Source organism: Micromonospora krabiensis (assembly GCF_900091425.1).
In the GTDB taxonomy this organism is placed as follows: domain Bacteria; phylum Actinomycetota; class Actinomycetes; order Mycobacteriales; family Micromonosporaceae; genus Micromonospora; species Micromonospora krabiensis.
In genome coordinates, this window is the sequence record NZ_LT598496.1 from 5051147 (window position 1) to 5064179 (window position 13033).

General features: G+C 73.4%; 15 protein-coding genes, 2 tRNA genes and 1 other RNA gene. 9 read left to right on the forward strand and 9 right to left on the reverse strand.

Features of this window, described 5'->3' with window-relative positions; translation table 11 throughout:
* Nucleotides 1–42: 42 nt before the first annotated feature.
* The gene (deoD, locus tag GA0070620_RS23135; protein ID WP_091594143.1) at nt 43–750 is read right to left on the reverse strand and encodes a purine-nucleoside phosphorylase; all 708 of its coding nucleotides are present in this window, start codon (nt 748–750) and stop codon (nt 43–45) included.
* Between the two features lie 75 nt (nt 751–825).
* Between deoD and GA0070620_RS23140 the strand changes: the two genes are divergently transcribed.
* Nucleotides 826–915 (forward strand) — tRNA-Ser (locus GA0070620_RS23140).
* 54 nt (nt 916–969) lie between these two features.
* Here the strand turns inward: GA0070620_RS23140 and GA0070620_RS23145 are convergent.
* Together GA0070620_RS23145 and GA0070620_RS23150 are read right to left on the reverse strand one after the other, a co-directional pair.
* On the reverse strand, nt 970–1728 hold the full coding sequence (locus tag GA0070620_RS23145; protein ID WP_091594145.1) for an SDR family NAD(P)-dependent oxidoreductase: 759 nt from the start codon (nt 1726–1728) through the stop codon (nt 970–972).
* A gap of 161 nt (nt 1729–1889) precedes the next feature.
* The gene (locus tag GA0070620_RS23150; RefSeq protein WP_091594147.1) at nt 1890–3176 is read right to left on the reverse strand and encodes an MFS transporter; all 1287 of its coding nucleotides are present in this window, start codon (nt 3174–3176) and stop codon (nt 1890–1892) included.
* Nucleotides 3177–3226: 50 nt separating this feature from the next.
* Between GA0070620_RS23150 and GA0070620_RS23155 the strand changes: the two genes are divergently transcribed.
* Entirely contained in the window at nt 3227–4153 is a 927-nt protein-coding gene (locus tag GA0070620_RS23155) for a hypothetical protein (RefSeq protein WP_091594149.1), read from the forward strand.
* 25 nt (nt 4154–4178) lie between these two features.
* On the opposite strand, the gene GA0070620_RS23160 is transcribed toward GA0070620_RS23155, so the two are convergent.
* The 4 genes from GA0070620_RS23160 to GA0070620_RS23175 all read right to left on the reverse strand — a co-directional run bounded on the left by GA0070620_RS23160 (nt 4179) and on the right by GA0070620_RS23175 (nt 6384).
* A complete protein-coding gene (locus tag GA0070620_RS23160) occupies nt 4179–4673 on the reverse strand; it encodes a hypothetical protein (RefSeq protein ID WP_091599236.1) in 495 nt (164 codons plus the stop codon).
* Between the two features lie 82 nt (nt 4674–4755).
* Nucleotides 4756–5322 (reverse strand): hypothetical protein, encoded by a 567-nt coding sequence (locus GA0070620_RS23165; RefSeq protein ID WP_091594151.1) that lies wholly within the window; start codon nt 5320–5322, stop codon nt 4756–4758.
* Between the two features lie 112 nt (nt 5323–5434).
* Nucleotides 5435–5626 carry a DUF397 domain-containing protein gene (locus GA0070620_RS23170; protein ID WP_091594153.1) on the reverse strand — a complete coding sequence of 64 codons (192 nt, stop codon included), beginning with the start codon at nt 5624–5626 and terminating at the stop codon, nt 5435–5437.
* Nucleotides 5617–6384 carry a helix-turn-helix domain-containing protein gene (locus GA0070620_RS23175; RefSeq protein WP_091599239.1) on the reverse strand — a complete coding sequence of 256 codons (768 nt, stop codon included), beginning with the start codon at nt 6382–6384 and terminating at the stop codon, nt 5617–5619. Before GA0070620_RS23175 ends, GA0070620_RS23170 begins: the two co-directional genes overlap by 10 nt.
* 154 nt (nt 6385–6538) lie before the next feature.
* Between GA0070620_RS23175 and GA0070620_RS23180 the strand changes: the two genes are divergently transcribed.
* The 5 genes from GA0070620_RS23180 (at nt 6539) to GA0070620_RS23200 (ending at nt 8555) form a co-directional block, all read left to right on the forward strand.
* On the forward strand, nt 6539–6775 hold the full coding sequence (locus GA0070620_RS23180; RefSeq protein ID WP_091594155.1) for a hypothetical protein: 237 nt from the start codon (nt 6539–6541) through the stop codon (nt 6773–6775).
* Entirely contained in the window at nt 6772–7020 is a 249-nt protein-coding gene (locus tag GA0070620_RS23185) for a flavin reductase (RefSeq protein WP_091594157.1), read from the forward strand. The genes GA0070620_RS23180 and GA0070620_RS23185 overlap by 4 nt, the downstream gene beginning before the upstream one ends.
* Before the next feature lie 86 nt (nt 7021–7106).
* Nucleotides 7107–7544 (forward strand): YbaB/EbfC family nucleoid-associated protein, encoded by a 438-nt coding sequence (locus GA0070620_RS23190; protein ID WP_091594159.1) that lies wholly within the window; start codon nt 7107–7109, stop codon nt 7542–7544.
* Nucleotides 7545–7548: 4 nt separating this feature from the next.
* A complete protein-coding gene (locus tag GA0070620_RS23195; RefSeq protein WP_091594161.1) occupies nt 7549–7890 on the forward strand; it encodes a hypothetical protein in 342 nt (113 codons plus the stop codon).
* Nucleotides 7887–8555 (forward strand): pentapeptide repeat-containing protein, encoded by a 669-nt coding sequence (locus tag GA0070620_RS23200; protein ID WP_091594163.1) that lies wholly within the window; start codon nt 7887–7889, stop codon nt 8553–8555. Before GA0070620_RS23195 ends, GA0070620_RS23200 begins: the two co-directional genes overlap by 4 nt.
* A gap of 76 nt (nt 8556–8631) precedes the next feature.
* On the opposite strand, the gene GA0070620_RS23205 is transcribed toward GA0070620_RS23200, so the two are convergent.
* Nucleotides 8632–8716 (reverse strand) — tRNA-Ser (locus GA0070620_RS23205).
* An 81-nt stretch (nt 8717–8797) separates the two neighbouring features.
* Here GA0070620_RS23205 and ffs point away from each other — a divergent pair.
* Both ffs and GA0070620_RS23215 read left to right on the forward strand, forming a co-directional pair.
* An RNA gene (gene ffs, locus GA0070620_RS23210) (signal recognition particle sRNA small type) lies at nt 8798–8887 on the forward strand.
* A gap of 180 nt (nt 8888–9067) precedes the next feature.
* Entirely contained in the window at nt 9068–11905 is a 2838-nt protein-coding gene (locus GA0070620_RS23215; RefSeq protein WP_091594165.1) for a DNA polymerase III subunit gamma and tau, read from the forward strand.
* 47 nt (nt 11906–11952) lie between these two features.
* Here the strand turns inward: GA0070620_RS23215 and GA0070620_RS23220 are convergent, their stop codons facing one another.
* The gene (locus GA0070620_RS23220) at nt 11953–13023 is read right to left on the reverse strand and encodes a DUF2332 domain-containing protein (protein WP_091594167.1); all 1071 of its coding nucleotides are present in this window, start codon (nt 13021–13023) and stop codon (nt 11953–11955) included.
* Nucleotides 13024–13033 lie beyond the last annotated feature (10 nt).

Sequence of the window (13033 nt, forward strand, 5' to 3'; positions counted from 1 at the left end):
CCGGCGTCCACGCGGGACGCCGGGGCGGCGGTACGACGAAAATCAGGCGATGATCGTGTCCAGCGCGATCTCCACCATCTGGCTGAAGGTCTGCTCCCGCTCGGCGGACGTGGTCTTCTCGCCGGTCTTGATGTGGTCGCTCACGGTCAGCACCGTCAGCGCCCGCGCCTTGTAACGGGCCGCGATCGTGTAGAGCGCCGCCGACTCCATCTCCACGGCCAGCACACCGTAGTCGGCGAGCGTGTCGTACAGGTCCGGCCGGTCGGTGTAGAAGGCGTCCGCCGCCAGGATCGGCCCGACGTGCATGGTGATGCCCTGCCGCTCCGCGACCTCCACGGCCGTACGCAGCAGCCCGAAGTCGGCGACCGGGGCGTAGTCGATCAGCCCGTCGAACCGCATCCGGTTCATGTTCGAGTCGGTCGAGGAACCGATCGCCGCGATCACGTCCCGCAGCTGAAGGTCCTCGCGCAGCGCCCCGCAGGAGCCGACCCGGATCAGGGACTTCACGCCGTACTCGTTGATCAGCTCGTGGGCGTAGATCGAGGCGGACGGCATGCCCATGCCGGAGCCCTGGACGGAGACGTCCACGCCCTTCCAGCGGCCGGTGAAGCCCAGCATGCCCCGGACCGTCGAGTAGCACGTGGCGTCCTCGAGGTAGGTCTCCGCGATCCACTTCGCCCGCAGCGGGTCGCCCGGCATCAGGACCCGCTCGGCGATCTCTCCCGGCTTCGCGCCGATGTGCGTACTCATGGCAAAGATCCTGCCAGGCGCCACCCGCCGATACCGGTTCGGCACCGCAACCCGGGGTCCTGTACCCTACTCGGCGGTGGCGTGTCCGAGTGGCCTAAGGAGCACGCCTCGAAAGCGTGTGAGGGTTTACGCCCTCCGCGGGTTCAAATCCCGCCGCCACCGCCAGTGAGAACGCCCGGTTGATCCGCATGGATCGACCGGGCGTTCCGCGTTCCCCGGTCAGAGGTTGTAGCCGCCGGCGACCTCGATGTGCTGCGCGGTGATCCAGCGCCCCTCCTCGCCGAGAAGGGTGGCGATCATCATGCCGATGTCGTCGGGTTCGCCGACCCGGCCGAGCGCGGTCTTCGCGGCCAGGGCGGGGATGACCTCGGGGTACTTCTCGAACGCGTCGTCGGCGAGGCGGGTGCGGGTGGCGCCGGGGGCGATCGCGTTGACCCGGATGCCGCGCGGGCTGAGCTCCTTGGCCAGGTAGCGGGTCAGCACGGCGAGGCCGCCCTTCATCGTGGCGTACCCGGAGTAGCCGGGCTCCAGCCCGGATTCGAGGGCGGAGTTGCTGGTCACGTTGACGATGGCGCCGCCGTCGGCCTGGAGGGGCAGCAGGCTCTGGGTGAGGAAGTACGGCCCCTTGAGCAGCACCCGCAGGAACCTGTCGAACAGCTCCTCGCTGGTGTCCTCGAACATCGACATCTGGCTGAAGCCGGCGTTGTTCACCAGGTGGTCGAACGTGTCCCGCTGCCAGGTGTCCCGCAGCGCCGCGACGACGGACGCACGGAACGCCGGGAAGGTCTCGGTCCGGCCGACGTCGAGCGGCAGCGCGACGGCGGTGCCGCCCTCCTTCTCGATGTGGGCCACGGTGTCGTACGCCCCGGCCTGGTTCCGGCCGTAGGTCAGGATCACGCCCGTGCCGCGCTTGGCGAGTTGGACGGCTGCGCTCTGCCCGATGCCGGAGCTGGCACCGGTGACGATTGCGACCTGCATGGCTGCCTACCTGTCCGTTCGCGGAGCGGGAGATTGTCCCGTGGGATCTGACCTCTCCATGGAACAGCCGTGACCTGGTCGGTCGACAGCACGATGCTCGTCGCCTCTTGCCTGATCCTCTCGCGCGTGCGGTACCGGTCCGGCCCCGTGAGCGGGCCGGCTCAGGACGTCTCGACGGCCGGCTGGAGTGCGGGCCGGCGGGTCGTGGCCTCCGCGCCGGCCCGCCGGATCGGGGTGACCAACCCGGCGCCCGCCACCAGGAGGCACCCGGTGCCGGCGACGACGGTGACCCAGGTGACGCCGTAGCGGGCGGTGGCCCAGGTCAGCACGGCGGCGCCCGGGGGCCCGAGCGCGTAGTGGGTGCTCCAGAAGGCGGACGTGACCCGCCCGAGCAGGTGATCCGGCGTGATCTCCTGGCGCAGCGACATCGAGCAGATCCCGCCGATGCTGACGCCGCAGAGGTAGACCGCGGTGAGCGCCGTGACGACCGGCACCGTTCCCGCGACGCCGATGCCCACGATGGCGAGGCCGGACAGGGAGACCGCACCGATCCAGGTCACGCCGAACCCTCGGCGGTGGCGCAGCGGCGCGGCCAGCAGCGCTCCGGCGATCGTCCCGACCGCCGCCAGCCCCAGCACCGCGCCGACCGTGCGGTCGGAGCCGCCGAGGTCGTGTTTCACGTGGTAGATGAGCACGTCGGTGAAGCCGAACGTCAGGAAGATGAAGACGGAGAGCAGGACGGTCAGCGAGCGGAGCACCGGCTGACGCCACAGGAAGCGGGCACCGGCGAGGAATTCGGTGACCGGCCGCTGCCGGACGGGCACCGCGCCGTCGAGCCCGTCGGCCGGCATCGGCCTCCGCAGTCGTACCAGCCAGAGGCCGGCGGCCGACAGCGCGAAGCTGGCCGCGTTGACGGCGACCGCCGCGGTGGGGCCGAACCGGGCCGACACCACGCCGGCGAGCAGCGGACCACCGACGGCGGCCGTCGCGTACGTCGCCTGCAACCCCCCGTTGGCCTCGGTGATCCGGTCCCGGTCGACCAGGTTGCGGACCGCGGTGACCGCGGCGACCTGGAACAGCATCCCGGCCGCCTCGCAGATCGGCAGGACGACGAAGAGCAGCCACACCTGCGGGCCGGCGAGCCAGGCCAGCGGCACGAGACCGTAGAGCACCAGGCGGACCAGATCCGCGATGATCATCAGCGTGCGGCGGTCGTACCGGTCGACGAGGACGCCGCCGAACACGCCGGCGCCGACGGACGCGGCCCCGGCCACGGCGGTGAGCAGACCCATCTGCGCGACCGAGCCGGTCGCGTGGAGCACGAGCAGCGGCAGCGCGAGGTACGCGAAGGAGTCGCCGACCGCGGAGAGCGACTGCGCGACCCAGTACGTGCCGAAGTTGCGGTCCCTCCATAGCGGAGCATCAGCCGTCGCGGCGCGTGGACTCACGACCCCAGTGTCCCCCCGACGCCGTGCCGGCTGTGACACGATCGCTGCCCATGCGTCCCCCGCGTGTCCTTCTGGCGATCTCCGTCGCGTCCGGCTGGTTCTCTGTGTTGGCAACGCTGTTCGCCGAGCCCCGGGCCGCGTTGCAGGCCGGTCTGGTGGCGTCAGCCGCGTTCCTCTGGTGCGTGCTGCTCGTGTCCGCCCGGGTGGCGTCGACCGGGCCGGCGGCGGACGGCCGTACCGCCCACCCGGCGCCGCGCGTGCGGTGGGCGCTGGTCGCCGGCCTCGCGCTGTTCGCTCTCGTCATGGCGGTGCGACTGCGGTGGCTCGCCGAGCCGACGAGCGGCTCCGACGTGTTCGTCCCGTTCTACGCGCCGTTGCCGGGGGGCGTGACGTCGAGCCCGGGCACGCCGCCGGTCCTCCTGGACCTCTGGCGCCAGTCGATCACGCAGGACCGGATCGCCGCGGTGGGGCTGCTGCTCGCCACCGTGTGTCTGGCGGTCGTGGTGCTCGCGCTGCCGGTGCGGCGCCGACCGGGCCGTACGCCGCTGGCCCGCACCGCTGCCGCGCTGCTGGTGGTCCTGGTCGTCGCGTACGTCTGGGATTCCGTCGGCGACGCCCCGCTGTCCGGCGCGTTCGCCGCCGGCTGGCCGGCGCTGACGGCCACCCTGGTCGCGGCGGGGGTGCTGGCGGTGTCGGGCGAGCGTGGCGACCGGTTCGCCCTGGTGTCGATCGGGGCGCTGCTGATCGCGGTGACGGCCGCCGCCGACCTCGGGGATCTCGTCAGCCTGTCGTCGTCCCTGTGGTCGGCCGTCGACGTCCGGCGCGACGCGTTCCTGGAGGTGGGCGTCGCCGTGAGCGCGGGTGGTGGGAAGGACCTGTCCGCGGCGGCGCACGCCGGGGTGGCGCTCGTCGGGCCGGCGCTCTTCGCCATCGGCGCCCTGCACGCCTCCCGCGACGACCTGACCGGGTCGCGCTGATCCCGCCAGCGGCCGGCGACCGAGGTCAGCAGGGGCCGGCGCCCTCGGTGAAGAGGCGTCGGACCCAGTCGGCGTAGCCGGCGATGACCTTCCGCACCTGGCGTCCATCGTGGAGGAAGAGGTAGGCGCGGTCGCCGCGCCGGGCGAGCAGCCCGTCGAAGCGGTACGTGCCGGTGGGCGCCTCCAGCCGGCTCACCGACGGGTAGCGGGACCAGACCTCGCTGATCGGGGTGCCCACGGTGACGCCCTCGGTTGTCCGCATCGGGTCACCGGCCCACACCAGCACCAACCGGTCGTCGATGAAGACCGGGCTGACGGTCTCGTGTCCGGCGAGCGTCGGCCCGCAGGCGTCGACGTCCGATCGCAGGATCCCGCGTCGGGTCAACTCGTCCTCGGTCTCCCCGAACGCGATGTCGGGCAGGCCGTTCAGGTCGAGCACCTCCACGTTGCCGGCCGGCACCGGCCTCTGTGGAGCGATGGAGTCGGTCGGACTGCTGCCCGAGACCACGGCAGCCGTCAGCAGCCCCGCGATAAAGGCAAATTGTCGCAATTTCATGGCTTCCCCCGGGGTCCCTAACGGGTGGGAGGCGCAGAGGTTGCTGCTAACCGCCGGATTGGCCGTCTTCCCATTCGTCGGCGAGGTCGTCCCAGTAGTCGGCGCTCAGTCGTCGCCGACCGTGCGCCAGCCAGCCGGCCGTGTTGCGTTCCACGTGCAACCCGAGCTCGGCGAACGGGTCGATCCACGACCCGGGCTCGACGCCCAGTCGGACGAGCGCCGCGTTGATCGGCCAGTCCGGTCGCGCGAGCGTCAGCTCGTCGTCGAACCGGGGCCCCCAGGAGACGGCGCCGCCGAGCCAGACCACCGCGGCCTGGTGGCCGAGCCCGCCGAGGAACTCCGCCTCCAGGTACGCCACCGGGCCGCCCCGCGACCAGCCGGCCAGCACCTCGGTCAGCGGTGCCGACAGCACGAGGTGGAACGGGTGGCCGGGGTCCGGCGCGTCCACGGAGAAGTCCGGCAGAGCGCCGGTGAGCTCCTCGACCAGCTGTGGGGTGACCGGCAGCAGTCCGAAGTCCTGCCGCAGCTCGCCGAGTACCGCGTGGTCCAGGTCGGCGGTGTGCTCGCGGAGCAGCTCGATGTCGGCGACCACCGCGCTGAGCTGGTAACTCATCGGGTCGGCTCCGGAATCCACAGCCTGTGGATGGAACATGTGTACGAATGGTTGGGCGTGCCGGTGCCGCCGCCCGTGCCCCGAGCGGTGGCGCTCGGGAAGGCGGTGTCGTTCAGGCTCGTGCCGGCAGGTGCGCGACGAACGCGCGCCAGGCCGCCGCCGGGAACACCAGCGCCGGCCCGGTCGGGTCCTTCGAGTCGCGTACGCCGACAGCCTCGGGCAGGTTGTCGGCGACCTCGACACACGCGCCACCGTTGCCGCTGCTGCGGCTGCTCTTTCGCCACCGTGCCTCGTTCAGCTCCATGTCTCCGCCACTTCCGTGATGAGATCGAGCGATTGCGAGTGGGAGAGCGCCTCGCCGCGCACGTTCTCCCATGCTGTCATCATGGCCGCGATGTCGTCCGGCTCGCTAACCACTTGTCCCTGGAGTTGGTTGTCCAGGTAGCCCGCCGTCCGGTGGTCGGGACCGGTGGCGATCACGAACGGGCCGTTGAGCCCCGCGTAGGCGCCCACCGAAGACGGCACCACGTGCACGCGGACGTGCGGCTCCGCGCAGGCCGCCACCAGGGTGCGCAACTGTTCGTGCATGGTGGCCCGGCCGCCGACCGGTCGGCGCAGCACGGCCTCGTCGACGACCGCGGTGAACTGGGGTGGGTCGTCCCGGTTGAGGACACCTTGCCGGTTCAGCCGTGCCGCGACGTGACGCTCCACGTCACCGCGCGGGATGAGGCCGGCGCCGCCGAGCACCGCCCGGGCGTACGCCTCGGTCTGCACCAGGCCCGGCAGGACGGCGGACTCGAACCACCGCAGCGACACGGCCTCGCGCTCGATCTCCTGCCAGGGACGAAACCAAATGGGGTCACGACGTCTTGAAGTGTCCGGCCAGATGTCCACGATGTCCCGGTCCAGCGCCTCCGCCGCCGCCAGGCGGTGCCGGGGATGCGGGATGCGCCCCTCGGCCAGCCAGCGGCCGACGGTCTTGGGGTCGACACCCACCCGTTCGGCGAGCGATTCGATCGTGTGCCCGGTGTCGCTGAGCGCCACCCGGAGTGCGTCGTTCACGGCACCCTCCATCGGATGTCCCAAATATCTGGCCACCATATCCCTACGCCCTGTATCTGTCCGACCACTGACGGGAAGGTGGGGTGACGATCGGAGAGGGGGTCGCCGTGACACCAGCGAGCAGCGCGACACGGGATGGCGGGAGGTGTCGAGGATGGACCGGCTGACGGCGGGCGCGGCGATCCTCGTGTCCGAGCAGGCGTACCGCGCGGTGGAGGGGCCGCTCACCCTGCTCGTCACCGAGGTGCTGCGCGTCGGACCGTTCCAGGGCACCGAGTGGGCCGAGGTGTGCGGCCACGAGGTCCACCCGGACGGCACCCTCCGGGCGCGGCTCTCCCAGGCTCTCGTGCGGGTCGACCGGGCCCGCCCCGTCGTACTGCGGCCGCTGTGACCCGGCGCCGCGACCACGTCCCGACCCGGCCGACCTGGCGCTGCATCGCCTGCGGCATCGCCTGGCCCTGCTCGTCGGCGAAGCTCCGGCTGCTCGGCGAGTACCGGCACGACCGGGCCGCGTTGACCGTCTACCTCGCGACGCTTCAGGCCGAGGCGTCCGAACAGCTCGCCGGCCTCGACGACGGGCCGCCCCCCGGTGACCTCGCCGACCGCTTCGTGGCCTGGGCCCGCCCCCGCGGCTGAGCCGTCTCTTGTGGACGATACGGCTGGTCCCCGCGTGTTAATCTCCATCAGTTGAGGGTGATCACGGTTAGCGACCGAGGGGACACATGGAGGCCGGTCTTCCCGACACGGGCGGCGTGCTCGACCCGGGCGGCGCGATGGAGCGGCTGGCCGCCTGGAAGGGCCGCATCGACAAGCTGGCCGCCGACACCAAGGCGATGAGCGACCGGCTCCAGGAGCTGCGGCTGACGCTCGCCGACGACAACGGCCTCGTCGAGGTCACCATCGACTCCTCCGGGGCGCTGGTCGACCTGCAGCTCGGGCACCGCATCCAGCGGGTCGCGCCCGACGTCGTCGCCAGGACGATCATGAACACGATCGCCGAGGCCCGGCAGCGGCTGGCCGCACGGTCGCAGGAGATCATCGCCGACACCGTCGGGACCGACTCGCCCGCCGCGCTCGCCATCGCCGAGCGGGTCGGGCGGCAGCTGCGCGACGCCGGCCCCGCCCCGGGCGGCCCCGACGACCAGCGCGCCGGGTGGTGACCGGATGAGCGACGGGTTCGCGGTCGACGCCGAGCAGATCCGCGCCCACGCCCGGAACATCGAGGCGCTGCGGTCACGCTTTTCGGCGGTCAAGGGCGCCAGCGCGCACATCGTGCAGGACGACGCCGCGTACGGGCAGCTGTGCGGGTGGATCGCCGGCATCCTGGAGAGCCGGCACGCCCGGCAGGACGAGCTGGTCGCGTACGTCGAGGAGAACCTGTCCCTGGTCGTCAAGGGGCTCGGCACGACCGCCGACAACTACGACAACGCGGACGCCGACGCCGACAACACGATCCGCAAGGCCGGCAACCCGCTGAACGGCACCATCACGCCCTCGGCGAGGTGAACTCGTACCAGCGGACCGCCGCCGACGTGGCCCGCTGGCCCGACGACCCCGCCGCACGTGAGGCGCTGGAGGAGTGGTTCGCGGCCGTGCGGTCCGACAGCACCGCGTGCCTGTCCGGCGATTTCCTGGACTTCCGCGGGGCGGACCTGAGCCGCCTCGACCTCACCGGCGCCTACCTCGCCAGTTCACGCCTGGTCGGGGTCCGATTCGAGGACGCCAACCTCGGTGACGCGAACCTTGACAACTCGGAGCTGCGGGGAGCCGATTTCTCGTTCGCCGACCTGGCCAAGGCAGAAATGGTCGGCTGCTCGGCCGAGAACGCGCGGTTCCGCTCGGCCCGGCTCCTCTCCGTGCAGTTCGACGAGGCCGTGCTGGCCGGGGCTGACCTCAGTCACGCCATCCTCAACTCGGCCACGTTCTACAAGACCGACCTTCGCGACGCCAATCTCGAACACGCGAGCCTGCGGTGGTGCACCCTGGGTGGCCGCACCATGCCCGCCGTCCTCACCGGGGCGCGGATGGTCGGCGGCCAGTTCGAGGGCGCGAAGGGCGCGGTCGTCGGCCCGGTCTTCGTCGACGAGGGGGCGGCCCGGTCGCTGGCCGGCGCCGAACTGGAGGCGTGGTTCGCGGAGCACGGTGCGGAGAGCGTGCAGGTGGTGGGCTGACGGTCGGCTGACCACGGAGACGACTCAGGGCCGGTCCCCGTGGGGCCGGCCCTGTCGTTTTCCCTGTTCAAGAGAGCGGAGGATACGAGATTCGAACTCGTGAGGGTGTAAACCCAACACGCTTTCCAAGCGTGCGCCCTAGGCCTCTAGGCGAATCCTCCGCGGAACAGGATACAGGTCCGACGACGTACGCCCACCCCACCACCCCCTGAAGATCGACGACGGGTCGGGTAGGCTTGGCCTACCTCCCGTGCGGCGGTATCTCGTGAACCTCCCCAGGGCCGGAAGGCAGCAAGGATAAGCGAGCTCTGCCGGGTGCACGGGAGGCCTTTCTGTCTCCGGGGCCTCGATCATCTCGGGATCAGTGAAGTCGGGCTGATCCGGGCACACCGACACCGCGCCTCCCGGGAAGTCGAGTGGATCAAGGCGCGTCGGGCTCCCGGCTCGGCGGGGTGGGTGGTCACCCGGGGCGGACCGGCGCAGAATGGCTCGGTCGAGAGGAGGCGGGACGGGTGGCACTGGCCCTTTACCGCAAGTACCGGCCGCGGACGTTCGCCGAGATGATCGGCCAGGAGCAGGTCACCGAGCCGCTGTCCCAGGCGCTGCGCAGTGGCCGGCTCAACCACGCCTACCTCTTCTCCGGCCCGCGCGGCTGCGGCAAGACCTCCAGCGCCCGGATCCTGGCCCGGTCGCTCAACTGTGAGCAGGGCCCCACCCCGGAGCCGTGCGGGCAGTGCGACTCCTGCCGTGGGCTGGCCCCCGACGGCGGCGGGTCGATCGACGTCATCGAGATCGACGCGGCCAGCCACGGCGGTGTCGACGACGCCCGTGAGCTGCGCGAGAAGGCGTTCTTCGCGCCGGCCCGCAGCCGCTTCAAGATCTACATCATCGACGAGGCGCACATGGTCTCGTCGGCCGGTTTCAACGCCCTGCTCAAGCTGGTCGAGGAGCCCCCGGAGTACGTCAAGTTCATCTTCGCCACCACCGAGCCGGAGAAGGTCCTCGGCACGATCAAGTCGCGGACCCACCACTACCCGTTCCGGCTCTTCCCGCCGAAGGTGGTCCGCCCCTACCTGCAGCAGCTCTGCGAGGCGGAGGGGGTCACCGTCGAGCCGGCGGTCTTCCCCCTGGTGGTGCGCGCGGGCGCGGGCAGCATGCGGGACAGCCTCTCCGTGCTCGACCAGCTCATCGCCGGCGCCGGCCCGGAGGGGGTCACCTACGCCCGGGCCGTCGCGCTGCTCGGCGTCACCGACTCCGCCCTCATCGACGAGATGTGCGACGCGCTGGCCGCCGGTGACGGCGCCGCCGCGTACGCCACCGTCGACCGGGTCGCCGAGGCCGGGCACGACTCACGCCGCTTCGCCTCCGACCTGCTGGAACGCCTCCGGGACCTGATCGTGCTCCAGCAGGTGCCGGACGCCGCCGCCAAGGGCCTCATCGACGGCCCGGCCGACCAGATCGAGCGGATGGCCGCCCAGGCCCAGCGCCTCGGCCCGGCCACCCTGTCCCGCTGCGCCGACATCGTGCACAACGGCCTGGTCGAGATGCGCGGGACCACCGCGCCCCGGCTGCTGCTGGAGCTGATCTGCGCCCGGATGCTGCTCCCCGGCGCCGACGACAGCACCGGCGGCCTGCTCCAGCGCCTCGAACGCATGGAGCGCCGGCTCACCCTGACCGGCACCGACGCGCCGTCGGCCGCCGCCGGCTCCGCGCCACCGGCTTCCGCCCCGGCCGTACGCCCGGCGCCCTCCGCCCCGTCCGCGGCTGACGCCGCGCCCCACGCGGAGACCGCCGGCGGGCCGGCGGCTGCCGGCACCCTCTCCGGGGTGGCCGCCGCCCGTGCCGCCGCCGCCAATGCGGGGGCGGCGACCGCCGCCCGCTCTCCGGCGGTCGCACGCGCCGCCGGCCCGACGGACGCCGGGCGCCCCGCCGCCGGCTCGCCGGAAACCGAGGCCGCCGGATCCCCGGCCCCCGAGGGCTCAGCCGGCTCCCCGGAGGTCGGCGTCGCCGACGGCGCCCGTGGCTCCGCGCCCGACCCGGCCCGGGGTGGTGCCGCCCCGGCGGGTGGCCCGGCCGGGGGCGCTCCCGCCCGCCGTGTCGTACCGCCGTCGGCGGTGATGCCCGACCCGGCCACGCCCGAGCCGCCGCGCCCCGGCGCCGCCCCGACGGGTCAGCTCGACGCTGTCGCGGTCCGGCGGGTGTGGCCGGACATCGTCGCCAAGGTCAACCGGATCAAGAAGCCGGCCGCCGCGCTGATGCGTGACGCGGTGGTCCGCGACGTGGACGGCGACACCCTGGTGCTGACCGTGAAGTCGCCGGTCCTCGCCCAGATGATGGGTAACCACACGTCGGTGCTGGCCGAGGCGCTGTACGAGGAGTTCGGCGGCCGCTGGCAGATCCGCTGCGAGGTGGCCGGCGAGCGGGGTGCCGCCTCCGTGTCCGGGCCGCCACGGGCGGCCGCCCCGACTGCCGCTCGCCCGGCGTCGACCGTCGGCCCCGGCGACGCTGGCCCGTCCGGCCCGACTGGCGGCACCAGCCCGTCCGGTCCGACCGGCCCGTCCGGTGGCGCTGGCCCGTCCGGCCCGACTGGCGGCGCTGGCGCGGCCGGTGGCCTGTCCGGTGCGGCTCTTGCCGGCGGTGGACCCGGTGCGGCCCGCTCGGCCGGCGGCTCCGGCGGCTCCGGCTCGGCCGATGCCGCCGCTACGGCCCGCTCGGGTGGTGGCGCCGGTTCGGCCGGGGGTGCCGGTGCGGCCCGCGGTGGTGCGAACGGCACGGCGGTCGGCGACGCGCCGGCCGGCGACGAGGACGACTGGCCGGAGCCGGCCCGCCCCGGGGGGATCGACGGCGCGCCGGAACCGGCCGGTGACGCGGGTGACGACTGGCCCGAGGCGGCCCGTCCCGGCGGCGTGCCGGCAGGCGGTCAGGGAAGTGCCGCTGCCCAGCCGGGTGCCGGCCCCGGGTCGAGCGGCCGGAGCGCTTCGGCGAGTCCCTCCGCTGCCCCGGTCACGCCCCGGCAGGGCGCCGGTGGACCGGTGAACAGCGCGATCGCCGCCGCCCGGGCAGCCGCGGCGCGCGGATCGCGTACCGCCCAGCCGGCCCGGCAGACCGCGGACAGCGACTGGGCGGGCGAGCCGCCGTACGACCCGGACTACGACGGCCCGGTCCGGCCCGGCGCGGCCCGGCCGGCGGCACCGGCGACCCCGGTCTACGAGGGGTTCGACCCCGGCGACGAGCCGACGGACGACGTCATCGACGAGAAGACGGCCCGGGAGTCGAGCGAGGAGCAGGCGGTACGACTGCTGCGCGAGGCCTTCGGCGCCGAGAAGATCAACGAGGCCGACGCCCGCTGAGCCCGCTCCGATCGAGGGCGGGCGCGGGCTGCGCGGGGATCGGCGGGCTAGCGGGTCCAGGCGGGGAGGCCGTGGGGGTGGGCGGTTGCCAGGAGGTGTTCGGGGCCCCCGTTGAGGCGGGCGTGGAGCTCGAAGTGGCGACCGTGCGGCGGTTGGGGCTCGAAGAACAGGTGCGCGACTGGGGAGTCGTCCCCGGCGGCGGCCGCGAGCCGGTCGAGTTCGGCGAGCACCCGGGTCCACTCCTCGGCCGGCACGTACTGCCGCATCACCGAGTGCCACACCACCGTCAGCGTGCCGGGTCGCGGGTCGATCCCGGTCAGGAAGTCCGCCGCGCCGATCGCGGTGACGGGCGGGGGCAGCCGCCGCGCCAGCTCCAGCGCGCCGTCCAGCCGAGCGGCGCGGGCGGTGTGCTCCGGCCAGACGTACGCCCGCAGCGCCAGCACGCCGTCGTCGCTGGCCGGGTCGAGCGGGGTGACGTCGCAGCCGGACCGCTCCACCACGGTCAGCTCCGGGTGGGCCCGAGCCGCCTCCCGTAGCCACTCCGGCGCGCCGCCGCGCCACGCGTCGGGCAGGCGTACGGGGGAGTCGGCCGGTCCCCACGCGAAGTTCGTCGCCTCGATCCGGAACCGGTCGGCGTTCAGGTTGAGCCCGGCGCTCGCCCCCAGCTCGAACAACCGCACCGGCCGGTCGCCGACCTCGCGCAGCGTGTGGAGCAGACCCGCCACCAGCAGGTGCGCCCGGCCCACCTCGTTGGTCTGTGGCGGGCGGCGCAGCCAGCCGCGCAGCGTCTCGCGTTCGGCGTCGACGACCGCGCGGAACGCCTCCCAGGCGGCGGCCTCGTCGCCGGGCGTCTGCCGGCCACCGGCGCTGGGATAGAAGCGGGCCAGCGCCGGCGCGCGGCCGGTCAACACGAGGGCGTGCACCCCGCCGAGCAGCCGGATCGGCACCACCGCGTCGACCGGGGCGTCCAGGTAGCCGGCGAGCACGTCGGCGCAGGGGCCTCCGGCGCGGACGTCGTCGGCGGCCCGGCGCAGGAGGTCCGCGTACCGGTGAGCGGCCATCCGGGCGCAGGAGACGGCCTGCCCCTCCAGGCTCGTGGCGGCCTGCTCGACGGTCATCCGGTCTCCC